The sequence below is a fragment of the Sulfitobacter sp. 1A13421 genome, assembly GCF_043557285.1.
In the GTDB taxonomy this organism is placed as follows: domain Bacteria; phylum Pseudomonadota; class Alphaproteobacteria; order Rhodobacterales; family Rhodobacteraceae; genus Sulfitobacter; species Sulfitobacter faviae.
The window spans coordinates 1-25,528 of record NZ_JBIFFQ010000002.1; the positions used below are offsets into that span (position 1 = coordinate 1).

Below are 25,528 nucleotides of genomic sequence, written 5' to 3' on the forward strand. Positions count from 1 at the left end.
ATCCACATCAGTGTAAGGGGGTCATTTTTGGACGCCGATCACCCCTCTACGGGGTCAAAATTGCATGCTTGTTCACATCCTTCGGAAACCGATGAGCGGCTGATGGTGCGGCTGGTGGCCTTTGCCCTTAACGCCCATGAGCATCTGGAGATGACCAAGGGCCTCTCTACGGATGATGAGCCGGACATCTGGCAGAAGAGTCTGAGCGGCGAGTTGGACGTTTGGATCACGCTCGGCTTGCCGAGTGAGAAGGTCCTGCGCCAGTCCTGCAACAAGGCGGCCAAGGTCGTGGTCTACCCCTACGGCGGCAAAACGGCGGAGGTCTGGTGGGATAAGGTCAAGAACAGCACAACCCGTTTTGACAATCTGGACGTGGTGAACCTGGCCGAGGGTGACACCAAGGCGCTGGCGGAACTGGCCAGCCGGGCGATGAAGCTTCAGGTGATGATCCAAGACGGCGAGGTGACGGTGAACCTTGATGAGGCGATGGTGACCCTCACGCTCGACCGTTGGAAGACTGGCCGGTAGAGGACGGCGCGCTTAACTGCTGTAGAAAAAAGGCGCGCCACTCTGGGCGCGCCTTTTACTTTAAACGTCCAGCTTCTTGTCGCCGCGCTTCCACGCCAGCGGCTGGAAAACCTCATCCACCGGGGTCTCGGCAACGTGGTTGACGTAGTTGGAGATGGTTTTCTGCGCCATGCCGAGGATCACGTCCAGCACCGCGCGGTGGCCATAGCCTGCGTCGAAAAACGCCTGCATCTGCGCGTCGGAGACGAAGCCGCGGTTGCGCACCATCTGCACGGTAAAGGTCCGCAGCGCTTCGAGTTTCGGCGTCGGCAGGGCCGTTTCATTGCGCAGCGCGTCGCTGATCTCGTCCGAGACCTTCATCATCTTGGCGATGCCGGTGTGGGCGGGCACGCAGTAGTGGCACTCGTTCTCGACGTTGATCGACTGCCAAACCACGGTCAGCTCTTCGGCGTCGAACTCGGTCTCGGTGAAGAGCTTGTGCAGCACCTGATAGCCTTCATAGGCCTGCGGGCTTTCGGCCAGCACCTTGTGCAGACCCGGCAGGCGGCCAAAGGCCTTTTGCGATTCTTCCAGCAGCGGCTTGGAGGCTTCGGGCGCGGTGTTTTGGTCGTGGGACGGGAATGTCATGGTTTCTACCTTTGTAAATCGTCGATATCCGTCATTTAGGCTTTCTTGAGCGATCACTCAAGTATATATTTGAGTGATCGTTCAACATATGGTGATCACATGCCACGCAAACCGAACCACGACCGAGCCGAGCTGATCGACCGCGCCCGGGATCTGTTCTGGCGTCAGGGCTGGGCGGGCACGTCGCTGAAAGACCTCGAAGCGGTGCTGAAGATGAAGCCCGGCAGTTTCTACGCGGCCTTCGGGTCAAAAGAGGCGCTGTTTGAAATCGCTTTGGACAAATATGCCGAGGATGGGGCCGGGCGCTTGGCCGAATTGGTCGCGGAACATGGTCCGATGGCGGCGCTGAAACGCTATCCCGAATTGGCGATCTGCCGCGAGGAAGCTCCGGCCAAAGCCTGCATGCTCTCCAAAACCTTGTTGGAGCTACAGGCTCATGGCCACCCGTTGGCGAAACGGGCCAGCGCGCATCTTATGGGGATGGAAGAGCAATTCGCGGCGCTTTTCGCGCAGATGCAGCGAGACGGGGAAATCGGCGCGGGGCATGATCCAAAGGCGCTGGCCCGGCGTTATCAGAGCGATCTTTTGGGCCTGCGCGTCTCGGCCGAGCGGGAGGGGATCGACGCCCATGCCATTGCCCGCGAGATCGCGGAAGGGCTGGAACGGTTGTAGCCCCCAGCGGGCGCTATTCGATCTGTTCTTCCAACATCGTGGTGATCTTGCGCCGTTGAAAGATATTGCGGATCTGACGCGCCATGATCCGTTCCGGCACGAAATAGGGTTTGCCGTCTTTCCATTCCGCTCGGAACTCATGCCGGGCGGCGATCAGCTTGGTGGTATGGCCATCCGCTGCAGCAACGGTGAGGTCCATCTGCCGGACTTTATCGAACAGCCCCTCGGTCCCGATGCGCGTCTCGGCGCGACGCAATAGGTCCAGAAAGCTGCCGATGTCGATGAAATCACCGCTTTTGATCGGCCCCTGATTGGTGCGGGTCAGGGGGTTCTCCACATCGTTCAACGCCACCTCTTCGCGTTCGGTGACCTTGACGTGATAGGTTTTCTCCTCCGTCACCACCCGTGCCATGACCTCCAGCAGGTAAATCGGTTCGGCCCCCATATTGGTCACGAAACAATGGGCATTCTCATCCCGCGCGATCGATCGGTTGATCAAAATCACCGGCTGTCGCTGCCGCCGGAAGTTGAGCCATAGGATATGCAGATAGGCCAGCCAGACCACTGCGGTGAAAAGGCTCACCGCCACTTGCAACGTGCCGGAATTCTCTGCGATCCAATCGAGCATCCTATCTCTTCCTTACCAAGCCTGCGGGGGTCGCGAGATTAACGCACGGGGCGGCGCTTCGTTGCACAGAGATTGGCAGGGCGGGGTTGACCGGGCGATATTATATCAATAATTCGCGATATATGGATAATGAAAACGCCCTCCAAGCCTTCGCCGCCTTAGGTCAGCCGACCCGGCTGGATGTCTTTCGCCTGCTGATCAAAGCGGGCGGTAAAGGCATGTCAGCGGGCGAGATCGGCACCGCGCTTGATGTGCGGCAAAATACGATGTCGGCCAACCTCTCGGTGCTGGCCCGCGCAGGGCTGATCCGCAGCAAGCGCGAAGGGCGCAGCATCCGATATTTCGCCGATATGAACGGGCTGCGCGCGCTGCTGGGCTTTCTCTTGGAAGACTGCTGCGGCGGCCAGCCTGAACTGTGCCAACCGCTGCTGGATGAGTTGACCTGCTGCTAACCCCCGAACCCCCAACACGAAAGACCGCCATGACCGATACCGCCGATCCCGCAACCACTGGCCTTGGGGCTTTTGAACGCTGGCTCTCGCTCTGGGTGGCGCTGGCCATCGGGGCGGGGCTTTTGCTCGGCAATCTCTTTCCTGGCATCTTTGGCGCGCTGGCGGCGCTCGAAGTCGCTTCGGTCAACCTGCCGGTGGCGGTGCTGATCTGGGCCATGGTCTTTCCGATGATGGTCGGCGTCGATTTCGGCGCGTTGCGGCAGGTAGGGGACGAGCCCAAAGGGCTGGTGGTGACGCTGGTGGTCAACTGGCTGATCAAACCCTTCACCATGGCTGCGCTTGGGGTGCTGTTCTTCAACCACGTCTTCGCCGGGCCGATCCCGCCCGATGACGCGCAGGCCTATCTGGCAGGGGTGATCCTTTTGGGGGCCGCGCCCTGTACCGCCATGGTCTTTGTCTGGGCCAACCTCACCCGCGGCGACGCGACCTATACGCTGGTGCAGGTCAGCGTGAACGATGTGATCATGGTCTTCGCCTTCGCGCCGATCGTGGCTTTCCTTTTGGGCGTGACCGATATCACCGTGCCTTGGGACACGCTGCTGATCTCGGTCGGCCTTTACGTCATGCTGCCGCTGCTGGCGGGCTACCTCACCCGCGGGCGGTTGGTAGCTAAGGGCGGTGAGGCGGCGGTCGACGCTTTCAAGGCTCGGGTGCAGCCCTTTGCCATTATGGGGCTTCTGCTGACGGTCGTGTTGCTCTTTGGCTTTCAGGGCGAGGTGATCCTCGACCGTCCGCTCGTCATCGCGCTGATCGCCGTGCCGCTGTTGCTGCAATCCTACGGCATCTTCTTCATCGCCTATGGTGCTGCGCGGGCGTGGGGCATTCCCTTCAACGTGGCCGCCCCCTGCGCCTTGATCGGCACGTCGAACTTCTTTGAACTGGCCGTCGCCGTGGCGATCAGCCTCTTCGGACTGGGGTCGGGCGCGGCCTTGGCCACCGTCGTGGGTGTCTTGGTCGAAGTGCCGGTCATGCTCTCCCTCGTGGGCTTTGCCAACCGCACGCAGCATTGGTTCCCCGCCGCCAAATGAACCACCCCCGATAACCCTCTTCCGCCTAAGGATATTCCCGTGACCGATACGCCAAATATCGAAGAAGACCACTTCAACCCCATCGACGACACACGCCTCCTGTCGCCCGAGCGCGCCACCCACGGCCCGCGCATTCTGCTGCTTTACGGCTCGCTCCGCCCGCGCTCCTTCAGCCGTCTGATGACCGAGGAGGCCGCCCGCATTCTCACCCGCCTCGGGGCCGAAACGCGGACCTATAACCCCACGGGCCTGCCGCTGCCCGACGATGCCGGCCCTGAGCACCCCAAGGTGCAGGAACTGCGCGATTTGGTGTCATGGTCCGAGGGCATGGTCTGGTGTTCGCCCGAACGCCACGGCGCGATGACGGGGATCATGAAGACCCAGATCGACTGGATCCCCCTGTCGCTCGGCGGGGTGCGCCCGACCCAAGGCAAGACCTTGGCCGTGATGCAGGTCAGCGGCGGGTCGCAAAGTTTCAACGCGGTGAACCAACTCCGCATTTTGGGCCGCTGGATGCGGCTGCTGACCATCCCCAACCAATCCTCGACCCCCAAAGCTTTCTTGGAGTTTGACGAGGATGACCGGATGAAACCCTCGCCCTTCTATGCCCGCGTGGTCGATGTGATGGAGGAGTTGGTGAAATTCACCCTGCTGACCCGCGACAACAAAGATTATCTGCTCGACCGTTATAGTGAGCGTAAGGAAAGCGCCGAGGAACTGTCGAAGCGGGTCAATCAAAAGGCGATCTGACCGCCAAAACGCAAACGGCAGGGCCAATCTAGGCCCTGCCGCATCATACTCGCGCTAAAAAAGCGATCAGTCGTTGGACCAGCCGGAAACCGCTTTGATTTCGCAGAAGTCCTCGATCCCCCAAACGCCGCCTTCGCGCCCGTTGCCCGAGCGTTTCATGCCGCCGAAGGGCGCGCCTGCGCCACGGCTTTCGCCGTTCATCTCAACCATGCCGGAACGCAGCTTGGTCGCCAGACGGTTGCGGCGGGTGCCATCGCTGGATTGAACATAGTTGGTCAGGCCATAGACCGTGTCATTGGCCATCTCGACGGCTTGATCCTCGCTCTCGAACTTCATGATCGACAAGACGGGGCCAAAGATCTCTTCGCGGGCGATGGTCATATCGGGCGTCACATCGGCGAAAACGGTGGGTTTGACATAGAAACCCCGGTTCAGATGCTCGGGCCGACCGGTGCCACCGGCCACCAGCCGCGCGCCTTCGTCGATGCCTTTCTGGATCAGGTCTTGGATCTTGCCCCATTGCGCCTCGTTCACGACCGGGCCGATGTGGCGGCCCTCTTCGCTGGCGGGGCCGACTTCGACCTTATTGGCCACTTCGGCTGCCGTCTCGACCGCTTGGTCATAGACGCTGGCCTCGACCATCATCCGGCTGGGGGCGTTACAGCTTTGGCCGGTGTTGTTCATCATATGCAGTACGCCGCGTTTGACGGCCTTGTCATCGGCATCGGCGAAGACCAGGTTCGCGCCCTTACCGCCAAGTTCCAGATGGACCTTCTTCAGCGTATCCGCCGCGTTCTTGGAAATCGCGATGCCGGCGCGGGTGGAGCCGGTGAAGCTCACCATATCCACATCCTCATGGCCGGTCAGGGCGGTGCCCACGGTCGCGCCGTCGCCGTTCACGAGGTTGAAGACACCGGCGGGGAAGCCTGCCTCATCCATCATCTCGGCAAAGATCACCGCGCTCAGCGGGCTTTCCTCAGACGGTTTCAGCACCATGGTGCAGCCCGCGGCGACAGCGGCGCCGACTTTCAGCATCACTTGGTTCATCGGCCAGTTCCATGGCGTGATCATCGCCACGACGCCAACCGCTTCGTGAATGATCCGGTCGTTTGGCGCGTGATCCCCCAAGGGCTTTACGAATTTGAAATCTTTCGCCGCTTTGATGAAGTTCTTCAGGTGGCTGTAACCCGCCCCCCACTGGGAGCTGCGCGCCATCTCGATGGGGGCGCCCATCTCGGTGCTGATCGCTTGGGCCATATCCTCGGTCCGGGATTTATAGACCTCGGCCAGTTTCTCCATCAGCGCGATGCGCTCTTCGGGGGCGGTGGCCATCCACGCGGGCAGGGCGGCCTTGGCCGCGGCCACGGCAGCGTCCACGTCCTTTGGCCCGCCGAGCGAGATCACGGTGCAGGGTTCTTCGGTCGACGGGTTGATGACCTTATGTTCACTGCCCTCAAGCGGGGCGACCCATTTGCCGTCGATATAGAAATCACGTTTTTCGATCATGCTCTGTCTCCGTTATTGGCCAGGCGGGCGATGTTTTTGCCGCCTAGAAGTGTCCGGGAATCGCCGGCTCCCGATATGCCTAAGACAATTTTACGGGGCGGAAAAGTTCAGAGGTGGCTTTTGATCAAAAAGACGGGCGCGGCGGCTCGAAACCCGTGGGCGGGCAGGGCGCGCGCTCAGCCCTGCGCGGGGAAGCGGATTTCGACGCAAAGCCCGTCTTGGCCTTCGACCTTCAGCGTCGCTTCATGCTGGAAGGTCAGCGTGCGGATCATTCGCCAGCCGAGTGAATCCGACCGCTCGGGCCGTTTGGCGTCATCGGGCAGGCCGACGCCATCGTCATAGACCTTGAGCGTGAGCCCTTCGTCATCCTCTTGCGTGACTTCGATGGTGATCACCCCTTTGTCGCGCCCTTTGAAAGCGTGTTTATAGGCGTTGGTGATCAGCTCACCCACGATCAGCCCGATGTCGACGGCCAGTTTGTTGTCCATCTTCAGGCTGGGGCAAATCAGCTTGATGCCGATGTTCTGACGATCTCCGGTAAAGGCGCGTTCGGCGTTTTTGGCGACTTCATCCAGCATATCCTCCAGATCAAGGTCGGTGCTGTCGGTTGAGCGTTGCATCAGCTCATGCGCCTTGGAGAGCGAACCCACCCGGGTCTCCAACTCGCGCAGCACTTGGCGGGTTTCGTCCTCTTTGGCTTGGCTCTTGCTCATCCGGATCAGCGCCACGATCAGGGCGAGGTTGTTGCCCGTGCGGTGATGAAGCTCCTGCATCAAGAGGTCGCGGTCGGCGATGCCTTCGCTGAGTTCGCGGTTCTGTTCGGTCAGCGCGGCGGTGGGGTCTTTGGCATTATAGGCTTCCAGCGCCGCGAGGGCATCGGCCTTGATCTGCTCAACCGTGCTTTGCGGCTCGGGCAGCAGGAACTCCGCATGAACCCGCGTGCCTTCTTGCCCGGTGTCGACATCAAAACGCGCCGCGATCCGCTGCACGCCGCGCAGGCCCAGCCCCATGCCCGTCTCAGACACGATGGCGCGGTTGGGGTCGAGCTTGTCCTCTTCGATCCCGCGGCCTTGATCGATTACCGTTAGGCCAAGGGCGGGCTTGCCGTTGATATCCGTCAGTGAAAAGCGCGCACGGCCTTTCTGGCCGTGCTCTATGGCATTGCGGCCCAGTTCCACGGCGGCGGTCACGGTGCGCGTCCGCTCGAATGAGGTAAAGCGCATGGCTTCGGTGAGGGTCAGGGCGATCTGGCGCAGGGCTGCGATATCGCCGCCCTTTTCAAGGTTCACCGATGTGAGGTTCGTTGCTTTCATCAGTCCGCGTCCCGTGCAATGCGTATGACCACGATGGAGGCGTCGTCACGCCCGCGAAATGCCCGGTCGAGCAGGTAGCCAGCGATCAAAAGCGGAGATTTCCATAATAGACCCTGTGGGAGATAGCTGTCGCGCAGGGTTTTCAACCCGTCGCTGTGCAGGATCATCAGATCCCCCGGTTCAAGGTCAAAGGTGTCTTCATAGCCTCGCGTGGCGCGGGCACCGATCCGCCCGTCACGCACCGGCAGGCGTTTGACCGCACCGTCGCGGACCCGCAGCGTGGCGATATTCCCCAAGGCGGCATAGCGCAGGACCATCTGCGGCTGCGCGATATGCACAAGTGCCGCTACCGCGCCGCGCTTGCCGATCAACTGCTCGGTCACCTCATACATCACCGCGCCCGGCTCGCTGTTGAAGCTGCGCGTGGCTTTGACGGCGTCGGTGACCTGCAGCGAAGCGGCTGCGGCTTCGGGGCCATGGCCCAACCCGTCGCACAGCAGGATGTCGGTGGCTTTCGGCGTCTGCCGCAGCAGGTAATCGTCGCCACACTCCTCTTCGTTCGGATGGCAGACCCGTAGGCCCACGGCCTCGACCCCATGGGTCGGGCAGGGGGTACTGTTTTTGACAAAGCTGCAAACGATGGTGGTGCCCACCTCCGGCCCGCTGAAAATGTCGAAATCATTCGACAGGCGGCGGATCGCCCCGAGGCCCAGCCCAGCAGAGCCGCCGCTGCTCATGCCGTCCTGAAACATGTGATCCATATCGCTGATGCCGGGACCACGGTCGGTAAAGATCATCACGATCTTATCGCCCTTGCCCTCGGCCGGGGCATTGATCAGCGCGCGGCCCTTTTCGGCGTAGCGCAGGATGTTGGTGGTGGCTTCGGTGGCGACGATGGCCAATTCATCGGTCCGGTGTTTGGGCCAGCCGTGTTCCGCCGCCAGACGGCGCGCGGCGCGGCGCACCACGGCGATGGCGCTTTGGTCCTGCACTTCGACCCATTGTATCATAGGTTCACACTCATCAACACGCTGGTGCCCCCGCCAACGGCGGTGCGAATTTCAAACTTCTGGGCCAACCGCTGCGCGCCGCCCAAGCCCCGGCCAAGCCCGCCGCCCGAGGTATAGCCGTCCGTGAGGGCCAGTGCCACGTCCTCGATCCCCGGTCCCTTGTCCCAACAAACCACGCTCAGCCGCTTGGCTTTCGGGTCGACATAGATGGAAAATTCGCCGCCGCCAGCATGAATGATCGCATTGCGCGCGATTTCACTGACGGCGGTGGCGAAACGTGTGATATTCAGCGCCGAGGCGCCATGTTCTTTCATGTAGCGCGCCACGGCCTGGCGCACTGTAACCGCGTCGCCGCTGGTCTTTAGTTTGAACTGAGAGAGAAGAACCTGCGCCCCAAGGTCCTTTTCATCAAACGCGTCGTAGCTGGGTGAGGGCATGGGTCAGGCTCAAGGCGGTGCGGATTTCCGGCAGATACATGCCAAGCTCAACCAGCGTGACCGCCACCGTGGGGCGCATGCCGACCACATAGGTATCCGCCGCCAGCAGGCGAGAGATCCCCGCCAACTGCGCAATCACCCGCCCGACAAAAGTGTCCACGATCTCAAGCGCCGAGATATCGAGGATCACCCCATCGATGCGATTCTGGGATATCTTGTTCGACAGCCGATCCTGAAGCTCCAAAATCTCCGTGTCCGTGATGTCATCCTGTATCGAAACGAGGAGCGCATGTTCGACCAGATTAATCGACGTGACACCGGCCACCTTATTGGCCCTCGGTCTTCTTGATCACATAGCCGACGGTCATCAGCGCATCCGACAGGGCGGTGCGGATGCTGGACCGGGTGGAAACGGTGCCGACATCAATGCCAAGCTGCACCATGGTCTGGGCGATCATCGGGCTGATGCCGCTGATGATACATTCAGCCCCCATCAGACGCACGGCAGCAGCGGCGCGCAAAAGGTGTTGTGCCACTTGCGTATCGACAGTGCCCACACCGGTGATGTCCATGATGACCACTTCGGCCTGACGCTCAAGAATGGTCTGCAGCAGGTTCTCCATCACCTCTTGGGCGCGGGCGGAATCGAGCGTGCCGATCAGCGGCAGGGTCAAAACGCGGTCCCAAAGCTCGACCACGGGGGTCGACAGTTCCAGCATCTCTTGGCGCTGGCGGTCTATGATCTGCTCACGCTCAAGAATGAAGATCTCGTTGGTGTAGATGGCAAAGGCATCGACCAGACGGGTGACCAGCATCACGTCGCGGATCAGCATCCCGTGGTCGCTGTCCAGCATCGTCTCAAGCCGTTTGAACAGCGGCGTTTTCAACGCCAGCACAAAGGTCGCCATCTCGGTCGGGGTCACGCCCCGGTTGACCCGCTCGCGGCTGACATCGGTCAGAACGGCACGCAGATCTTCCCATTGGGTATCGTCAAAGTCGAAATCCTCGCCGGTGACCCCATCGCGCACACCTTTGGAGAAGGCTTTGAGCAATTCGCGGTTCTGGTTACGGCTCTCCGCATCGGAGAACAGGTCAGAACGCTTTACGCCTTCTTTGACCTGCGTTCCCAGCCACTCCTCGATGATACCTTTGAAATCGGTGTCGAGAACAGTCAGAATATTGGCCGTAGCAGATTGCGGCATCTTGAACCCCAGTATTTATTTCACCCCCCATAGGCCAATCGTGGGGGTGAGTGTCAATAGGACGCAGGGAGTTTGATCGGCGGTAAAGCGCCGTTTTACAGAATGAAATGGCGCGTAAGTGGCTGTTTTTAAGCAGGCTCTCGCGGCGAAACGTAAGGGTCGCGTGCAAAAAGGGCAGCAACGGCGCTCTGGCCGGGTACTGCCCCTTTCCTGGTCTCGTCCTGCGGCTGTCAGGTTGCCGCGAGGTTATTACGCCGCCTCGCCGGGGTGACGCGGCACCAGCGCGCGCACCAGATCGCGCATATGCAGCACGCCAACCTGTTTGCCTTCGCGCATGACGCGGTAGTTGTTGGTGGTATCCCCGCCGGAGACCGCGATGATGCTTTCCAGCGTGTCGTCGAAATCAACCTCACCGGCCACATCCCTGGGCGGCACATCGGTCTTTTCCATGACCGAACGCACGCGCAGCACGCGGGCACGGTTGATGTCGCTGACGAAGGCTTCGATATAGGGATCATTGGGGTTCAGCAGGATATGCTGCGGCTCGCCCTGTTGGACGATGAACCCGTCTTTGAGGATCACCAGATGGTCCGCCAGTTTCAGCGCCTCGTCCAGATCGTGGGTGATGAAGATCACCGTCTTATGCAGTTCTTCCTGCAATTCGATCAGCAGGTCCTGCATGTCGGTGCGGATCAGCGGGTCGAGTGCCGAGAAAGCCTCGTCCATCAGCATCACGTCCGAGTTCGAGGTCAGCGCGCGGGCGATGCCCACACGTTGCTGCATCCCGCCCGAAAGCTGTGCGGGATACTGCTCTCCTTGACCTTCCAGCCCGACGCGGTTGAGCCATTTGGTGGCCTCATCCGCGTATTTGCTGCGGCTCTTGCCTTCGATCTCCCAACTCAGTCCGGTGTTTTCCAGCACCGTGCGGTGGGGCAGCAGGGCGAACTTTTGGAACACCATCGACATGTCATGCTTGCGCAACTGGCGCAGGCGACGCTCGTTATAGTCGAGGATGTTCTCGCCGTTCACGATGACCTCGCCCGCCGTGGGGTCGATCAGCCGGTTGAGGTGGCGGATCAGCGTTGATTTGCCCGAGCCCGAGAGCCCCATGATCACCGTCGTCTTGCCCGCAGGCATGTCCACGTTAATGTCATTAAGGCCCAGCACATGGCCCGTCTCGGCCTGAAGGTCGGCTTTGCTCATCCCCCCGCGGACCTTCTCCAGCGCGGTTTTGGGATCGTCGCCGAAGATCTTGTAGAGGTTGCGGACGGAAATCTTGATGTCGTCTGTCATGTCTGGCCTCACTTCTGCGCCGCGTTGATCCGCGCAAGCGCGGCTTTGGTGACCCGGTCGAGGATGATCGCAAGAAGCACGATCCCCAGACCCGACAGGAGGCCCACGCCCAACTCAAGGCTGCGAATGCCGCGCAGCACCAGCACGCCAAGGCCGGGAGCGGACACCAGCGAGGCGATGACGACCATGGCAAGGCTCATCATGATGGTCTGGTTCACACCGGCCATGATGTTGGGCAGCGCCAGCGGGATCTGCACCTTGTAAAGCTTTTGGCGGTTGGTCATGCCAAAGGCATCGGCGGCCTCGATCACGTCCTTGTCGACCAGACGGATGCCGAGGTCAGTCAGGCGCACCACCGGCACGATGGCATAGAGGATGATGGCGATGCCGTAGAGCTTCGGCTCGGTCACCGAAAAGAGGAAGATCAGCGGGATCAGGTAGACGAAGGGCGGCAGGGTCTGGAGCATGTCCAGCACCGGGATCATCGAGCGTTGCACCCTGTCACTGCGCGACATGGCGATGCCGATAGGCACGCCCAAAAGCACGCAGATGAAGGCGCAGACAAAGATGATCGCCAGCGTCTGCATGGTGTGTTCATAAAAGTCGATGAAGGCGAGGAAACCAAAGACCAGCGCCACCAGACCCACCAGCTTGAGCGAACGGCCCACCGCATAGGTGATTGCCATCAAAAGCGGGATCATCACGAACCACGGCACCGACTGCATCAGCCACAGTGCGTTTTCCAGCGCCCAGCTCAGCGGTTGGGTGAGGGGGTCGACAACAACTTTGAGACTGTCCTTAATGGCAAGGAAGCCTTGCTCCAGCCCTTGGGTCAGGTCGCGCGATTGTGGGATGGCTTCGCAGCTGTCGTGCAGCGCATCCAGAGAGGGGAAGGGCATGTCCCAAAGCGTGGTGTCGGTATCACCGCCCGCTTGGCCCATAAGGTCGGCCATGGAGCTTAGCCCGCCGCCTTGATCGTCGCCGCACCAGTCCCGCAGACCGAGCGTGTCAAAGAGATTGTCGTAGGTTGCCATCTGTCGCTTTCCCGGCCTGCATCAGACCGTTTGCTTTCGGGGAGGGGGCCGGGGCGCCGCGCAGGCCGCGCGGCGTCGGCTGCCCCATGCAGTGGCGGCAATTCAAACCTATGTCCTTACAAAGGAACTGCGCTTCGGGCCAAAGGGGCCAAGGCGCAGTCGGTATGAAAAGACGTAAGTCTTGCCGCCGGTCATCGAAACGAACGGGCGGGAAACCCGGTTGAGTTCCCCGCCCGTCGTTTTGGTCAGTCTGTCTTACTGCTCAAGCAGCTTGGACAGGTTGCCACGGGCGTCATCGCTCAGCCATTCGGCCCAGACGTCCTTGTTGTTTTGCAGGAAATACACCGCCGCTTCCTCGTTGGAGGCGTTGTTTTCACCCTGCCATGCCAGCAGCTTGCTCATCTCGTCGGTCTTGAAGGTCACATTGCCGATGAACTCCGCGATCTCGGGGTTCTCGTCGTGGAAATCCTTGGTCATGACGGTCAGCACCGGCGCGGTCGGGAAGGCCGAAGGCTTGGGGTCCGGCGTGTCGGCGTTCTGGTTGGCGTTATGCGCGGCTTCGTCATATTCGCCCAGATCGACGCTGGTCATGTCGTATTTGCCAAGCGGGGTGGTCGGCGCCCAGTAGTAGCCGAACCAAGGCTCTTGGCTCTCGTAGGCCGACGCCATCGAGGTCACCATCGTCTCACCCGAGCCGTGGTTAAAGACTTCGATGCCGTTGCCTTCGAGGTCATAGGCCCGCGCGAGGTTGTCGCTCACCACGCGGCAGCCCCAGCCATCGGGGCAGTTGTTGAACATGCCGCCGACCAGTTCGGGGTTTTCCAAGATGCCTTCGATGGTCTTCAGCTCGGGGTGCTCTTCGGCCAGATAGGTGGGGATCCACCAGCCTTCGACGCCACCGGGATCGAGCACGGAAGTCAGCTCAACAATCTTGCCGTCCGCTTTCAGCTTTTTGTAAGCGTCACCGGCGGAGTTCGGCCACAGTTCGGGCACGATGTCCGGCTCGTTGTTCTCGGACAGGGAAGTCACGGCGGGGGTGGTGTCCGACGGCACCACGGTCACGTCGCAGGAATAGCCCTGTGTCAGCAGGAATTCGGTGACGGCGGTGACGATCTGCGCCGAAGCCCAGTTCATTTCCGCGATCGAGACTTCGCCACAGTCCTGTGCGGCGGCGGCCATCGGGGTTGCAACGGCAAAGGCCGTGCCAAGCAAATAGCGTTTCATCGTGATATCTCCTCTATTGTATCCGCAGTGTCGCGCAGCCGCGCACCGCTGATCTTTGCCCCTTTCCATCAAGAAGGAGCCGGTCGCGCGATAGGCGCGGCAGCTTTCGATGGGCGGGTTTGCTGGAGATATGAAAACAAATCATGCGCCCCTGTGCAACACGATTGCCGGGCGCAAGACGCAAGAACGGGCACCGCGCCGGGCCTGACGCGATGCCGCTATATGCGGCGTTCCCATGCAGAACGCCATATTTTTAAGGGTCGGCACGGCCCCTCACGCGGGGCACGGGCCAGAGCATTCAGCGGCGGGAAAAACTTTCCATGTCGCGGATGTGCTGGGGGATGTCTTTGCGGTTCAGGCCGATATCCTGAAGCAGACGGTCGTCCATCGCGTTCAAGGTCGACAGCGTGCGGTTACGCTCCCAGCGACGTGCGGTGTCGCGCAGCGCACGGCGCAGCATGGCAACAAGGGCCAAACCCTCGGCATTGGCGACTTGACCGATGCTGCCGTTAAAGGCGGTTCCGGGCATCCCGGCGATCTGGTTGGTGTTTTTCAGCAGGCGGAAGTGCATGGCATGCTCCATATCAAGAAGGTCGAAGTGGGAAGGATCCGCAAGAGACGACGGTCAGTGCCAGAAGGCCGGGCCGGGTCGGTTGTGTGGGTCTCATCCCGAGTGTGATCCGGAAAGTCAGTTGGAACCCCGATGGTCTAAACAGGCGGATCGGCCTGTCCGACCGGGGTTACCGGCGGTTCAGCAGCGTGCCCGGTTTGCGCGGGCGCCTCTTATGAACAGCATACATCAACATGCCGCGCATTTGGTCCACCCGAGCGGGCTTTGCAATAGGGTGAAATAGGGGTGCGACACCCTGCCGCATGTGCAGGGCGCAGAGCCTACTATGGCTGAGGTTTCCGCCCGCCCGGCGCGGTGTCGTTTGTGGCATCTGAAATGTCGTTTTGAGTGTCGGATTTGGTGCATTTTGGCGCGGCGGATCGAACGGAATGGGGCGGTTGTTTGGGTGGCCTTCGCGGCTGGCAATTGCATTTTCTCCGCGGTCAATCTCGGCGCGAGGTGAGGGGCGGAGCGCTCACCATGACTCGCCCGTAACGCGCGCGGCTTTTGCCGCCGCGGGCGCTCAATGCCGCGAGGAGTTGATTCGGCGGGAATAAGGCGGGTCGCCCGTGGTTTCGTCACCAGTTTCGCAGGTTTGCGGGCGATTGGTTCCAGCCGGTGAACAAGCAATCAAAAAGAATGACGAAAACAAGGCGGCGCAGATGCGGCTGATTTGCGGCGGCATTGTCGCGCAATGCGAAACAGTCTTGACCGAGGGATCGGCGCAGCCGTCCTGCGCAGGCGTTAATTCACCTTAATCCTATGGCGATTCGCGATACCGACGCGGAGCGCGCCGGAAACAATCGCGCCCAAAAGTCGCGCTAAACCACCTGAATTGCGGCAAAACTTCATTTGGTTCCGGCTATTTTCAAACATTTTTTGCTTTGTCCATTCGTATAGGAGGGCTATTCCTATAGGTGCCCAACTGGGGGGCATAGAAGTCTGTAGGTCACGGGGGCGGCCGCATTAAGCGCATCAGGGATGCGGGAAATGTGGATACGCCGCAAGTTTGCGACCGTAAACACAACATACCGAAGCGCATCGCGCCTCGGCTGTGGGCCATGTTCCGGCTCTTCCCCTTCGTTGCGCAGGATGCGTGCCGCTCGATCTGGATTTCTGCCAGCGGGGCGCGTGTGAACGGAGGGAGAGACGAGATGATACACAAGCGACAGGCCCTGCCACTGGCCTTCTGCGGGGCAAGAAATGCCCGTTTCGACCGCTCTGCCGTTCGGCGCTCCATTCCTCAAATTGAAACAGCATCCACTTCCAAGACGGCCGCGTTGCGCGCCGCGTGCAACACCGCTCAGGAGATTTCACAATGATTAGAACACTTGATTTCAATGCGTTCAGCGCAGGCACCATCATTGACGACGAATATGCGGATCTGGGCGTTACGGTTTCGGCCAGCGGCGGCTCCGGCGATGCGATGGTCTTTGACAGCAGCAACCCCACGGGCGGCGACAGCGATCTGGCCTCCGACACGCTTGAGGGGCTGTTGATCGTCTCCGAAGACGGCGACCAGAGCGACCCGGATGATAACGCCGGCGGCGGCAGCCTGTTCTTTGATTTCGATGAGATGGTGCGCATGAAGGGCGTGACCTTCAAAGACATCGAAGAGACGGGCGGCGAGGGCACCCGTGTCATCTTTTACGATGACAATGGCGATGTGATCCAAAACCATTATGTGCAGCCCACCGGCGATGGCGGTGAGCGTTTCGTTCAGTTCAACATTGATGGCGTGTCGCGTTTCGAAGTGCGTTTCGAAGGCTCGGGCGCGATCGACAATCTGGTTTTCGACGATGGCCAACCGCAGGGCGGCGGCAATGACGCGCCCGTGGCCGAAGACGATGTGCTTGAGATCGACGAAGATACCTCGGGCACCGTCGACGTGCTGGGCAATGACAGCGACAGCGATGGCGACACGCTGACCGTCACCATGGCAACCTGCCCGGCAGGCCCGGTCGTCATCAATGACGATGGCACGCTGACCTTCACGCCGGACGCGGATTTCAATGGTGACACCACAATCACCTATACCGTGGATGACGGCAATGGCGGCACCGACACCGGCAACGTGAATGTCACCGTGAACCCGGTGAACGACGCCCCCGTCGCCAATGACGACACCGCCGACACCACCGGCACCGATCCGGTCGTGATCCCGGTTCTGGACAATGACACCGATGTCGACGGCGACACCCTGAGCGTGACAGATGCGTCGAGCGATGATGGCACCGTGACCATCAACGACGATGGCACCATCACCTTTGTCGCCAATGACGGCTTCACCGGCGATGCGACGATCACCTATACCGTGTCCGACCCCGACGGCCTGACCGACGAAGGCTCGGTGACCGTGACGGTGGGCGACGGCGGTTCGACCCGTGACGGCTATGTCGACGGCACAGCGGGCGCAGACTTGATCGACACCGCCTATACCGGCGACCCCGATGGCGACATGATCGACAATGACGACGCGATCCTGCCCGATGCGGAAGGCGACGACGACTATGTTCGCGCTGGCGACGGTGACGACACAATTCTGGCGGGCGACGGCGATGATATCGTCGAGGCTGGCGCAGGCTCCGACGTGGTCGAGGGCGGTGAGGGTGATGACATGATCACCACCGGCAACGACGATCTCGCCCCCGATCTGGGCTACCCGGAAAGCGACAGCGACGATCTGGGCTTTGACCCCGACGCCGACCCCGAGAATGACCGCGACTCCGTCGATGGCGGGGCGGGCAATGACACGATCAGCACCGGCGACGACCGCGACACCATCACCGGCGGCACCGGCGATGACGTGATCAACGCAGGCATCGACGACGATATCGTCGACGGCGGTGACGGCGACGACCGGATCGTCGGCGGCGAGGGCAACGACAGCCTGCTCGGCGGCGCTGGCAACGATACGATCTATGCGGGCAACGACCCCGATCTGGGTCTCAACGTGCTCGACATTCCCGACGAAGAGGACGCGTCGAACCCCTTCACCCCCGACCGCAACCCGACCAACGGGATGGACACGGTCGACGGTGGCGCGGGCAATGACGTGATCTATGGCGCCGACGATGCGGATATGCTGCGCGGCGGCTCGGGCGATGACTATATCGACGGCCAGATCGACGATGACGTCATCTCGGGCAACACCGGCGACGACACGCTGCTGGGCGGTCAGGGCGATGACAGCCTCTCGGGCGGTCAGGGCAATGACGAGCTTGACGGCGGCACCGGCGACGACACCCTGCGCGGCAACCGGGACGACGACCTGCTGGTCGGCGGTGAAGGCGATGACCTGCTCGACGGTGGCGGTGAGAATGACACGCTGATGGGCGGCGAAGGCGACGACGAACTGCAAGGCGGTCGGGGTGACGATCTGCTCGACGGTGGCGCAGGCGTCGACGTGATGACCGGCGGTGCCGATCAAGACAGCTTCGTCAACGTCAACGCAGGCGATGATGTCGATGGTGGCAGCGCGGGCGTGGATTACGACACGCTCGACCTGCGCGGCTCTGCCCCCGAGGGTGGCCGTCTGGAGATCACCTATACCTCCGACGATCGCGAAGACGGTTTCGTTGACTACTTCAACCAAGATGGCAGCGATGCCGGGCGTTTGAACTTCGTCGAGATCGAGAATGTGATCCCCTGTTTCACACCGGGGACCAAGATCGCCACGCCGCGCGGTGAGGTGCCGGTCGAGGCGCTTCAGGTCGGTGACCGGGTCATCACCCGCGACAACGGCATCCAGACGATCCGCTGGGTAGGCGCGCGTGAGATGACCGGGGCCGAGTTCGAAATGGCCGCCCATCTCAAGCCGGTGCTGATCCGCAAAGGCGCGCTTGGCAACGACCTGCCCGAGCGTGACATGATGGTCAGCCCCAACCACCGCGTCTTGGTCGCCAACGAGAAGACCGCGCTCTACTTCGAAGAGCGTGAGGTGCTCGTTGCGGCGAAACATCTGACCGGGATGGAAGGCATCGACGTGGTCGAGGTTTCGGGCACCAGCTACATCCATGTGATGTTCGACCGTCACGAGGTGATCCTCTCCGACGGCACATGGACCGAGAGCTTCCAGCCCGGTGATATGTCCCTTGCCGGTATCGGCGAAGAGCAGCGTCAGGAAATTTTTGAACTGTTCCCCGAACTGGCGACGAAGGACGGGATCGAAGGCTACACCGCCGCGCGTCGTTCGCTGAAAAAACACGAGGCCAGCCTGCTGGTGAAGTAATCCGGCAAGAGCCGAGCGTGACACAGTTTGAAAACGGGGCGGGCGACCGCCCCTTTTTTTCATCTGCGGGTCATTCCTGCTCTGCGCGCCACGCGGCCCAATCCTCGGGCGTGTCCAGGTCGCGCCTTGCGCGCTGGCCGGGCAGGGGCACAAGCTGCATCCGGTCTGCGGCAGCGCGCACAACCGCGCGGCCCCCGTCATCGCCGCGCAGCTGTTTCAGCTGATCGAAAAGCGCGGCGGCAAAGACGATGGGGTGCCCGGGCTTGCCGTCCTCTGTGGTCGCGCGCCAGATCAGGGTCTCGCCCGTCAGGTCCACCGCAGCCGCGAGGCAGGCAAGATCGCTGGCCTCAAGCGCGGGCATATCGGCCAGCAGCACCATGGCGGCGGGCGTGTCCAACGGCAGGGCGGCAAAGGCGCGGCGCAGGCTGACGCCCATGCCCTCTGCGGCCTCGGGAACGGGCAGCGGCGTGATGTCCAACCCGCTGAGCGCCGTGTAGCGCGGGTGCGGCGCGGGCGGCAGGGCGACGGTGACGGGTCCAATGCCCCGCGCCAGCCGCGCCTGGCGGCGCAGCAAGGGCTCACCGCCGATATCTTCCATTAATTTGTCACGCCCCCGCATCCGAGTTGAGGCACCGGCGGCGAGGAGGATCACGGGCAAAGGGGCTATCGTCATGCCGCCCAACCTACCGGGCACGGGGGGCGAGGATAAGGGCTTTCTTGTCCCCGCGCCGTGGGGCGGCGTTTCGCGCCGGGCCAGAGTGCAAATTCCGCTAAACCGCCGTTGGCAGGGCGCTTTTTCGTGCTACCCTTTCCCCATGAATATCAAGGACCTGATCCCGCACACGCTGTTTCGCAAAGCCCGCGAATATTCTCGCAAACTTTGGGTGCGGGTGGTTTTCATGGGGCTGCTGGCCTTTGTCGCCCTCGGGCTGACCCAGCTTTTTGAGCCCTTGGTGCCCAAGGAAGTCGCCACGAGGTTGACCGGCGAAGCGGCGGATCGTCTGTTGCAGATCATCGCGGATGCGATGTTGGCGGTCACGATCTTTTCCATCACGATCATGGTGACGGTCTACCGGGCCTCCTCGGCGCAATTCACGCCACGGGCGCATCGTCTGATCATTCAGGACCGCACCACGCAGAACACGCTGGCCGTCTTTATCGGCGCCTATGTCTATGCGCTGGTGGCGATCATCATGCGCGAGTTGGGCATCTATGTCGATGAACGCTCTTTCGTGCTGTTCCTGACCACGGTACTGGTGCTGGCGATCATCGTGATCTTCCTGATCCGCTGGGTGCTGCATCTGCAAAGCTTCGGCAGCCTGATCGACACGACCCGCCAGATCGAGGCGGTGACCACGTCATTGTTCAAGGAACGGCTGAAGACGCCCTGCATGGGCGGCCATCCCCTGACCGGTCCGGTGCCCGATGAGGCCCGCCCGATCTTTGCCCCTGAGAGCGGCTATATCCAACATATCTACCCCGAGGCGCTGGACCAGCAGGCGCGGGACCATGGGGTCGCGATCTATATGCCCCGGCGCATCGGTGATTTCGTCTTTGTTGGGGAGCCTCTGGTAATGGTCACCCGGCGGGGCAGCCCGCAGGACGCGGAACATGATTGGGACAGTCTAGAGCAAAAGGTTTTGGAGACCGTGCAACTGGGCGATCTGCGCACCTTTGACCAAGACCCCCGTTTCGGCCTGCGGGTGCTGGGAGAGGTTGCCTCGAAGGCGCTGTCGCCGGGGATCAACGATGGCGGCACGGCGATTGACGTGATCACCCGCATCGGGCGCGTGCTGTCCTATTACTCGGATGAGGCCAAACCGGGCGGCGAGGTCACGCTGCCGAACCTGCATATCCCGCCGATCCCGGCGGATGCGCTGATCGAAGACGGATTTGGTGCGCTGGCGCGCGATGGCGCCTCGGTCGTCGATGTGCAGATGGTCTTGCAGGAGGTGCTTACAGGGCTGATGCAGCACCCCGATCCCGGCCTGTCGACCGCCGCCCGTGACGCGGCAGAGGATCACCTGCGCCGCGCCTTTGAAGAGGTGCCCTTCGGCCCCGACCGGGCGCGCATCTGGTCCGCCGCCTGCAAGGACGTGCAGGCAGCGGTGGAAACCCCGGCCTAAGCCGGATCAGAGGGGGCGGATCTTGAGCTGGGTGATCCGGTTGCCATCCCGCTCGATCACCTCAAAGCGGAAGTTGTGGAAGGAGAAGACCTGCCCCACGGTGGGGATCATCTGCGCCTCATGGATCACCAGACCGGCGACGGTATTGGCCTCATCATCGGGCAGGGACCAATCGGTCGCGCGGTTGAGGTCGCGGATCGTCATCGCGCCTTCGACCATCAGATGCCCGTCGTCTGACTGTTTCAGCGGGTGATCCGCATCGGGGTCAAACTCATCCGTGATCTCGCCCACAATCTCTTCGAGGATGTCTTCGAGCGTGATCAGCCCCTGGAGCGAGCCATATTCGTCCACCACCAGCGCAAAATGCGTGCGACGGCGCAGGAACTGGCGCATCTGTTCGTCTAGGGTCGAGGTTTCGGGCACGAAATAAGGCTTCATCACCACATCGGCCACGTTGAACCCGTTGAGCGCTGCGGCATCGCCGTTGGGGCCGCCGATCAGCTTGTACATGGCGCGCAAAAGGTCTTTGGCGTGGATCACGCCGATGATGTTTTCCGGGTCATCGCGAAAGACCGGCAGGCGGGTGTGGTTCGATTGCAGGCATTTCTCCATGATGTCGGTGGGGTCTGAATCCGCGTCGATCATCTCGATCCCCGAACGGTGCAGCATGACCTCTTCGACCGCGCGTTCGCGCAGGTCGAGCGCGCCCAGAATACGGTCGCGGTCTTCCTTTTCGACGACGCCTTCGGAATGGCCCAGTTGCAGCGCCCCGGCGATTTCCTCGCGCACCGCCAGAATGTTGCTGTCGGGGTCGATCTGCACGCCGAAAAGCCGCAGCACCCCGCGCACGAAATAGCGCACCGCCGTCACCACGGGCGAGAAGATAAGTACCACGATGCTAATCGGGCGCGAGACCAGCGCCGCCGCCGTTTCGGCATTGGTGATGGCATAGGTCTTGGGCAACACCTCGGCAAAGACGAGCACCAGAAGCGTCATCACCAGCGTCGCCAGCGCCACGCCGCTTTCACCGAAGAGCCGGGTGAAGAGCGCTGTCGCCATGGAGGCGGCAAGGATGTTGACCAAGTTGTTGCCCAACAGGACCGAGCCGATCAGCCGCTCGTTATCCTCGGTGATCTTGAGCGCGCGGATCGCGCCGCTTGCGCCCTTGTCGGCCTGCGCGCGCAGCTTGCCGCGCGAGGCGGCGGTCAGGGCGGTCTCGGAGCCTGAGAAGAAGCCCGAGAGGACAAGGAGGAACAGGATAATTCCGGTGCTGATCCAGAAAGCGGTGTCAAAAAGGGCGGGGCCCGTTTCCATGAGGTCTAAATCCATCCATTATGTGTTGCGAATGTTATGGGCGCAGGGGCTGCGTCATTCAAGGGTTGCAACGGGGCAGGGTGGTGCGATGCAGGCGAAAATCAACTGCGCGGAGCTTGGGGTTTTGGACGGGCCGTTGCTGCTTTTTGGCGGGCCCTATTCCAACCTTCAGGCGGTCGAGGCGCTGGCGGCTTTCGCCGCGGCGCGCGGGATCGACGGGGGGCAGATGATCTGCACCGGCGACAGCGTCGCCTATTGCGGCGCGCCGCGCGAATGTGTGGCAGCAATTCGGGCGCTTGGCTGTGCCGTGGTGGCAGGGAATTGCGAAGTGCAACTGGCCAGCGGGGCCGAGGATTGCGGCTGCGGATTTGCACCGGGCAGCAGTTGCGACATGCTGTCGGGCGCTTGGTATGCCTATGCCGCGCAGGCGTTGGACGCGGAGGCGAAGGCGTGGATGGGGTCACTGCCGGATGTGGCGGTGTTCCAGCATCAAGGGCAGCGCTATGGCGTGATCCACGGCGGGGTGCGCGATGTGGCGCGGTTCATCTGGTCAGAGAGTGCAGAGGCGGTGTTCGAGGAGGAGTGGCAGGCATTGGAAGAGGTCACAGGCCCCGTCGATCACATCATTGTCGGGCATTCCGGTCTGCCCTTTATCCGCAAGACGGCGCGTGGGCACTGGATCAATGCAGGGGTGATCGGCATGCCGCCCCACGACGGCGGCCAGCAAACGCGGGTGGCCGTGTTGGACGGGGGAGAGGTGACGTTCCATCGGCTTAGCTATGATGTGGCAGGGGCCGTAAGAGACATGACAAAGGCCAGTCTGCCGCGCGCCTATGCCGACGCGCTGCAAAGCGGTTACTGGCCTTCGGAGGACGTGCTGCCGCTCGGTTTGCGCGTGCCGTCCTTGGCGAGGGGGTGACGCTCCAGCACGAGGTCCGACAGGCGCTCTTCTAGAACATGGGTATAGATCTCGGTCGTGGCGACATCGGCATGGCCCAGCATGGTCTGGATCGCGCGCAGGTCCGCGCCATTGGCCAGCAGATGCGTGGCAAAGGCATGGCGCAGGGTGTGCGGCGTGACCTTTTCAGGGGGCACGCCCCCGGTCACGGCAAATTCCTTGATCAACAGATAGAACCGATGCCGCGTCAGATGGCCCGTTGCCCCGCGCGACGGGAAGAGATGCCGTGCGGGCGGTTTGCCCTTGGCTTGGGCCGCTTCATCCGCCTTGTCGCGCACCACCAGCCATGCCGCCAGCGCGTCGCGCGCAGGCTCTGACAGGGGCACCAGCCGCTCGCGGCCCCCCTTGCCCGAAATCAGCAGCAGGCGCGGATCGCCGCGCGCGGCGCTGACCGGCAGGCTGACCAATTCGCTCACCCGCATCCCGGTGGCATAGAGCAGTTCCATCAGGCAGGTGTTGCGCAGCTGGTCGGCCAGCGACCGGCCTGAGTTGCGCGCGGCATCGAGCAGCCGGTCGACCTCTTCCTCGGACAGGATCTTGGGCAAGCGTTTGTCCTGCCCCGGCCCGGCGATTTGCACTGCTGGGTTGTCTTCGCGCAGCCCTTCCTCAAAGGCGAAACGGTAGAGTTGTTTGATCGCCGAGAGCCGCCGCGCGCGGGTGGATTTGGCCAGCCCCTGCGCGTCGCAATAGACAAGGTAATCTTCGACCTCACCGCGGCTGGCGGTCAGGAAGTCATGGTTGCGCTGCGCCAGAAAGGTATCGAAATCCTTCAGGTCGCGGCCATAGGCCAGCTGCGTGTTGGTGGCGGCACCCTGTTCGGCGGCGGCGGCCTCCAGAAAGCTGGAGATCCAATGGAAGGTCGGGGTCTGGGACATCATCATTGCTGGAGCAATACAATCTGCAAGGCGGCACGTCGGGCGGTGTCTTCCAATCCGAGGGCGCGCAGGGTGGCTAGGGCGTCGCGGAGCGCCGATGTGTCACCACTCGCCCCGTCATGCAAGAGCGACAATAGGCGCAAAATCGCCATGCCCAATTCCTTGTCCCGCGCCAGCGCCATCAGGTCGGCGCGGGGGGTGGGATTGGCGAAAGCGTCATGCACCGCGGCGGCCAATGGCGCATCGGGCGCGGGGCCTTTGGGCGCGTCGCCCATGGCCACGGCGCGCAGCAATTCGTCTTCGGGGGACTTGCCGATCACCCGCGCCGCAGCGGCCTCGTAATTGGGCGACAGCAGCGCCACATCCCGCGCCAGACGCGCGGCACGGCCCGCCAGCGGAATGGTCGAGAGCGGTTCGGCAAAGAGCGTGGCAAAGGCCACTTCAAGTGAGGCTTCGCGCATCGCTTCCCATGCGGGGGGCAGGGTCTTGGCCACCGCCTCGGCGCTGCCGGTGCGCAGGGCCGTCTCAAACCGTTGCAGCGCCGCGACCCGGTCCCAGACCCCGCCAGAGGCGGCGGGCTGACGATCAGTATAAAGCCCCAGCAGCAGGTTGTCGGGCAGGGCGCCCGCGCGGGTCAGCCGCTCGGCGGCCTCAAGCTGGGCCTTCCATCCGGCGATGTCGCGCAGATCGGCCACCGCATAAGCACGCGGCAGGATGTTAGAGGGCAAGGGCTCGCCAATGGTCTCAAACAGGCGGAAGGTCATTGGGTCCATCTGGCGGGGCACGCGCAGCGGTTCGGCCCCTTCGTAGAAATCCGGGTTCAGGAAACGGTCGAAGAGTTCGAGCTGCGCCTCGGGCAGCAGGCCGAGCGCTTGGGCCGAGCCAAAGGTCAGGGCCGCGTTCTCCCAATTGCCAGCGCGGGCGTTGCAGAAAATCCGGGTGCCATAGTCCCGGGTCAGATGCGGCGATTTCACCAATCGCTCACAGACGCGATGCTCGGTCCCGGTAAGCAGGGAAAGCTGCATCCACAGGTCGAAATGCGCGGTCGAGGTGGTCACCCCGGCCTGTTCGATCAGCGACAGCGCCGGGTCGAGGGCGCCAAGCTCCATCAGCTTTTCGCCCCGCGCCAGCGCCAAAAGATCGCCATTGCGCGCCTCGCCCTGCGGGGCCTGTGCCTCGGCCAGAAGCACGGTGTAGAGCAGCGCCTGCGCGGCGGGCAGATGCAGGTCCGGCAAATCGCGGATGCGGTCGATCAGGGCGGTCGTGTCGCTGCCCAGCCAGATGTCCCCGCGCAGCCCGGTGACAGAGCCGGGCACCAGCCCGATGCGGCGCGGCGCGCCATCGCCCAGGGGCGTGACCTGCACGGGCGGCGGCAGGGCGCTGTCGGCCACGGGCGGTTCCGGCACCCGGCCCGGGTTGGGCGGGCGTTTGGGCCGGTTTTCGGGCGGCGATTGCGCGCCCAGCCAGTCGATCACCGAAAGCGGCTGATCATTGGCCGCGGGGGGCTGTTCTTGCTGCTGAGCCGCCTGACGCGATCCGCGGCCCAGATTGCGGTCTTCTTCGGATTCGGCCAGCAGGGCCGTGGCGCTGACCGAGCAGATCAATGCAGCGCAAAGGGCCCGTTTGCCTTTGGACAGGGCGTTGGCCACG

Annotated in this window: 25 protein-coding genes; 9 read left to right on the forward strand and 16 right to left on the reverse strand. The window is 62.3% G+C overall.

From position 1 onward, the window contains the following. Positions 1-528: YaeQ family protein (locus ACGYLI_RS03740; RefSeq protein WP_394417157.1), on the forward strand; the 528-nt coding region annotated here is incomplete at its 5' end. Positions 529-588: 60 nt separating this feature from the next. Here ACGYLI_RS03740 and ACGYLI_RS03745 read toward each other — a convergent pair. Then, positions 589-1,155, reverse strand: a complete 567-nt coding sequence (locus ACGYLI_RS03745) for a carboxymuconolactone decarboxylase family protein (protein WP_394407446.1) — start codon at positions 1,153-1,155, stop codon at positions 589-591. Between the two features lie 99 nt (positions 1,156-1,254). On the opposite strand from ACGYLI_RS03745, the gene ACGYLI_RS03750 reads away from it, so the two are divergent. Then, positions 1,255-1,827 carry a TetR/AcrR family transcriptional regulator gene (locus ACGYLI_RS03750; protein WP_394417160.1) on the forward strand — a complete coding sequence of 191 codons (573 nt, stop codon included), beginning with the start codon at positions 1,255-1,257 and terminating at the stop codon, positions 1,825-1,827. Between the two features lie 13 nt (positions 1,828-1,840). On the opposite strand, the gene ACGYLI_RS03755 is transcribed toward ACGYLI_RS03750, so the two are convergent. Next, positions 1,841-2,455, reverse strand: coding sequence for a hypothetical protein (locus ACGYLI_RS03755; protein ID WP_394417163.1), 615 nt, complete (start codon positions 2,453-2,455; stop codon positions 1,841-1,843). A gap of 122 nt (positions 2,456-2,577) precedes the next feature. Between ACGYLI_RS03755 and ACGYLI_RS03760 the strand changes: the two genes are divergently transcribed. Genes ACGYLI_RS03760 through arsH form a run of 3 tightly spaced genes read left to right on the forward strand, consistent with a single transcriptional unit; the run spans position 2,578 to position 4,745 of the window. Continuing rightward, a complete protein-coding gene (locus ACGYLI_RS03760; protein WP_209218923.1) occupies positions 2,578-2,907 on the forward strand; it encodes a helix-turn-helix transcriptional regulator in 330 nt (109 codons plus the stop codon). Positions 2,908-2,936: 29 nt separating this feature from the next. Then, entirely contained in the window at positions 2,937-3,995 is a 1,059-nt protein-coding gene (gene arsB / locus ACGYLI_RS03765; RefSeq protein ID WP_394417167.1) for an ACR3 family arsenite efflux transporter, read from the forward strand. A gap of 39 nt (positions 3,996-4,034) precedes the next feature. After that, positions 4,035-4,745 (forward strand): arsenical resistance protein ArsH, encoded by a 711-nt coding sequence (arsH, locus tag ACGYLI_RS03770; protein WP_394417170.1) that lies wholly within the window; start codon positions 4,035-4,037, stop codon positions 4,743-4,745. A 66-nt stretch (positions 4,746-4,811) separates the two neighbouring features. On the opposite strand, the gene ACGYLI_RS03775 is transcribed toward arsH, so the two are convergent. The 10 genes from ACGYLI_RS03775 to ACGYLI_RS03820 all read right to left on the reverse strand — a co-directional run bounded on the left by ACGYLI_RS03775 (position 4,812) and on the right by ACGYLI_RS03820 (position 14,335). Continuing rightward, positions 4,812-6,251 (reverse strand): aldehyde dehydrogenase family protein, encoded by a 1,440-nt coding sequence (locus ACGYLI_RS03775; protein ID WP_271693590.1) that lies wholly within the window; start codon positions 6,249-6,251, stop codon positions 4,812-4,814. 176 nt (positions 6,252-6,427) lie between these two features. After that, on the reverse strand, positions 6,428-7,564 hold the full coding sequence (locus ACGYLI_RS03780) for a sensor histidine kinase (protein WP_394417173.1): 1,137 nt from the start codon (positions 7,562-7,564) through the stop codon (positions 6,428-6,430). Then, positions 7,564-8,574, reverse strand: a complete 1,011-nt coding sequence (locus ACGYLI_RS03785; RefSeq protein ID WP_394417176.1) for an ATP-binding protein — start codon at positions 8,572-8,574, stop codon at positions 7,564-7,566. The genes ACGYLI_RS03780 and ACGYLI_RS03785 overlap by 1 nt, the downstream gene beginning before the upstream one ends. Then, entirely contained in the window at positions 8,571-9,011 is a 441-nt protein-coding gene (locus ACGYLI_RS03790; RefSeq protein WP_394417179.1) for an ATP-binding protein, read from the reverse strand. Before ACGYLI_RS03790 ends, ACGYLI_RS03785 begins: the two co-directional genes overlap by 4 nt. Further along, complete coding sequence (locus ACGYLI_RS03795; RefSeq protein ID WP_271687493.1) at positions 8,983-9,336, reverse strand: STAS domain-containing protein; 354 nt, start codon at positions 9,334-9,336, stop codon at positions 8,983-8,985. Before ACGYLI_RS03795 ends, ACGYLI_RS03790 begins: the two co-directional genes overlap by 29 nt. Position 9,337: 1 nt before the next feature. After that, the gene (locus ACGYLI_RS03800; protein ID WP_394417182.1) at positions 9,338-10,213 is read right to left on the reverse strand and encodes an STAS domain-containing protein; all 876 of its coding nucleotides are present in this window, start codon (positions 10,211-10,213) and stop codon (positions 9,338-9,340) included. A gap of 249 nt (positions 10,214-10,462) precedes the next feature. Then, complete coding sequence (locus ACGYLI_RS03805; protein ID WP_394417185.1) at positions 10,463-11,506, reverse strand: glycine betaine/L-proline ABC transporter ATP-binding protein; 1,044 nt, start codon at positions 11,504-11,506, stop codon at positions 10,463-10,465. Between the two features lie 8 nt (positions 11,507-11,514). Then, on the reverse strand, positions 11,515-12,540 hold the full coding sequence (locus ACGYLI_RS03810; RefSeq protein ID WP_394417188.1) for an ABC transporter permease: 1,026 nt from the start codon (positions 12,538-12,540) through the stop codon (positions 11,515-11,517). Positions 12,541-12,795: 255 nt separating this feature from the next. After that, a complete protein-coding gene (locus ACGYLI_RS03815; protein ID WP_067268365.1) occupies positions 12,796-13,764 on the reverse strand; it encodes an ABC transporter substrate-binding protein in 969 nt (322 codons plus the stop codon). A 298-nt stretch (positions 13,765-14,062) separates the two neighbouring features. Beyond that, a complete protein-coding gene (locus ACGYLI_RS03820; protein ID WP_169306066.1) occupies positions 14,063-14,335 on the reverse strand; it encodes a DUF1127 domain-containing protein in 273 nt (90 codons plus the stop codon). A gap of 1,031 nt (positions 14,336-15,366) precedes the next feature. Between ACGYLI_RS03820 and ACGYLI_RS03825 the strand changes: the two genes are divergently transcribed. Beyond that, positions 15,367-15,696, forward strand: a complete 330-nt coding sequence (locus ACGYLI_RS03825) for a hypothetical protein (RefSeq protein WP_394417191.1) — start codon at positions 15,367-15,369, stop codon at positions 15,694-15,696. Continuing rightward, positions 15,693-18,605 (forward strand): Hint domain-containing protein, encoded by a 2,913-nt coding sequence (locus ACGYLI_RS03830; protein WP_394417194.1) that lies wholly within the window; start codon positions 15,693-15,695, stop codon positions 18,603-18,605. Before ACGYLI_RS03825 ends, ACGYLI_RS03830 begins: the two co-directional genes overlap by 4 nt. A 70-nt stretch (positions 18,606-18,675) precedes the next feature. On the opposite strand, the gene ACGYLI_RS03835 is transcribed toward ACGYLI_RS03830, so the two are convergent. Further along, positions 18,676-19,278: an NTP transferase domain-containing protein gene (locus tag ACGYLI_RS03835; protein ID WP_394417197.1), complete on the reverse strand. Its 603-nt coding sequence runs from the start codon at positions 19,276-19,278 to the stop codon at positions 18,676-18,678. Positions 19,279-19,420: 142 nt separating this feature from the next. Between ACGYLI_RS03835 and ACGYLI_RS03840 the strand changes: the two genes are divergently transcribed. Beyond that, entirely contained in the window at positions 19,421-20,731 is a 1,311-nt protein-coding gene (locus ACGYLI_RS03840; protein WP_394417200.1) for a DUF2254 domain-containing protein, read from the forward strand. Positions 20,732-20,737: 6 nt separating this feature from the next. Here the strand turns inward: ACGYLI_RS03840 and ACGYLI_RS03845 are convergent, their stop codons facing one another. Beyond that, positions 20,738-22,045, reverse strand: coding sequence for an HlyC/CorC family transporter (locus ACGYLI_RS03845; protein WP_271687478.1), 1,308 nt, complete (start codon positions 22,043-22,045; stop codon positions 20,738-20,740). An 88-nt stretch (positions 22,046-22,133) separates the two neighbouring features. Here ACGYLI_RS03845 and ACGYLI_RS03850 point away from each other — a divergent pair, with 88 nt between their 5' ends. Further along, a complete protein-coding gene (locus ACGYLI_RS03850; RefSeq protein WP_394417203.1) occupies positions 22,134-22,964 on the forward strand; it encodes a metallophosphoesterase family protein in 831 nt (276 codons plus the stop codon). On the opposite strand, the gene ACGYLI_RS03855 is transcribed toward ACGYLI_RS03850, so the two are convergent. Next, complete coding sequence (locus ACGYLI_RS03855; RefSeq protein WP_394417206.1) at positions 22,901-23,884, reverse strand: site-specific tyrosine recombinase XerD; 984 nt, start codon at positions 23,882-23,884, stop codon at positions 22,901-22,903. The genes ACGYLI_RS03850 and ACGYLI_RS03855 overlap by 64 nt on opposite strands. After that, positions 23,881-25,527 (reverse strand): hypothetical protein, encoded by a 1,647-nt coding sequence (locus ACGYLI_RS03860; protein WP_394417209.1) that lies wholly within the window; start codon positions 25,525-25,527, stop codon positions 23,881-23,883. The genes ACGYLI_RS03855 and ACGYLI_RS03860 overlap by 4 nt, the downstream gene beginning before the upstream one ends. Position 25,528 lies beyond the last annotated feature (1 nt).

Coding starts and splice junctions, on each gene's coding strand:
- ACGYLI_RS03745 (WP_394407446.1), bottom strand. CDS start 1,155: ATGACATTCCCGTCCCACGACCAAAACACCGCGCCCGAAGCCTCCAAG.
- ACGYLI_RS03750 (WP_394417160.1), top strand. CDS start 1,255: ATGCCACGCAAACCGAACCACGACCGAGCCGAGCTGATCGACCGCGCC.
- ACGYLI_RS03755 (WP_394417163.1), bottom strand. CDS start 2,455: ATGCTCGATTGGATCGCAGAGAATTCCGGCACGTTGCAAGTGGCGGTG.
- ACGYLI_RS03760 (WP_209218923.1), top strand. CDS start 2,578: ATGGATAATGAAAACGCCCTCCAAGCCTTCGCCGCCTTAGGTCAGCCG.
- arsB (WP_394417167.1), top strand. CDS start 2,937: ATGACCGATACCGCCGATCCCGCAACCACTGGCCTTGGGGCTTTTGAA.
- ACGYLI_RS03775 (WP_271693590.1), bottom strand. CDS start 6,251: ATGATCGAAAAACGTGATTTCTATATCGACGGCAAATGGGTCGCCCCG.
- ACGYLI_RS03780 (WP_394417173.1), bottom strand. CDS start 7,564: ATGAAAGCAACGAACCTCACATCGGTGAACCTTGAAAAGGGCGGCGAT.
- ACGYLI_RS03785 (WP_394417176.1), bottom strand. CDS start 8,574: ATGATACAATGGGTCGAAGTGCAGGACCAAAGCGCCATCGCCGTGGTG.
- ACGYLI_RS03790 (WP_394417179.1), bottom strand. CDS start 9,011: ATGCCCTCACCCAGCTACGACGCGTTTGATGAAAAGGACCTTGGGGCG.
- ACGYLI_RS03800 (WP_394417182.1), bottom strand. CDS start 10,213: ATGCCGCAATCTGCTACGGCCAATATTCTGACTGTTCTCGACACCGAT.
- ACGYLI_RS03805 (WP_394417185.1), bottom strand. CDS start 11,506: ATGACAGACGACATCAAGATTTCCGTCCGCAACCTCTACAAGATCTTC.
- ACGYLI_RS03810 (WP_394417188.1), bottom strand. CDS start 12,540: ATGGCAACCTACGACAATCTCTTTGACACGCTCGGTCTGCGGGACTGG.
- ACGYLI_RS03815 (WP_067268365.1), bottom strand. CDS start 13,764: ATGAAACGCTATTTGCTTGGCACGGCCTTTGCCGTTGCAACCCCGATG.
- ACGYLI_RS03820 (WP_169306066.1), bottom strand. CDS start 14,335: ATGCACTTCCGCCTGCTGAAAAACACCAACCAGATCGCCGGGATGCCC.
- ACGYLI_RS03830 (WP_394417194.1), top strand. CDS start 15,693: ATGATTAGAACACTTGATTTCAATGCGTTCAGCGCAGGCACCATCATT.
- ACGYLI_RS03835 (WP_394417197.1), bottom strand. CDS start 19,278: ATGACGATAGCCCCTTTGCCCGTGATCCTCCTCGCCGCCGGTGCCTCA.
- ACGYLI_RS03840 (WP_394417200.1), top strand. CDS start 19,421: ATGAATATCAAGGACCTGATCCCGCACACGCTGTTTCGCAAAGCCCGC.
- ACGYLI_RS03845 (WP_271687478.1), bottom strand. CDS start 22,045: ATGGAAACGGGCCCCGCCCTTTTTGACACCGCTTTCTGGATCAGCACC.
- ACGYLI_RS03850 (WP_394417203.1), top strand. CDS start 22,134: ATGCAGGCGAAAATCAACTGCGCGGAGCTTGGGGTTTTGGACGGGCCG.
- ACGYLI_RS03855 (WP_394417206.1), bottom strand. CDS start 23,884: ATGATGATGTCCCAGACCCCGACCTTCCATTGGATCTCCAGCTTTCTG.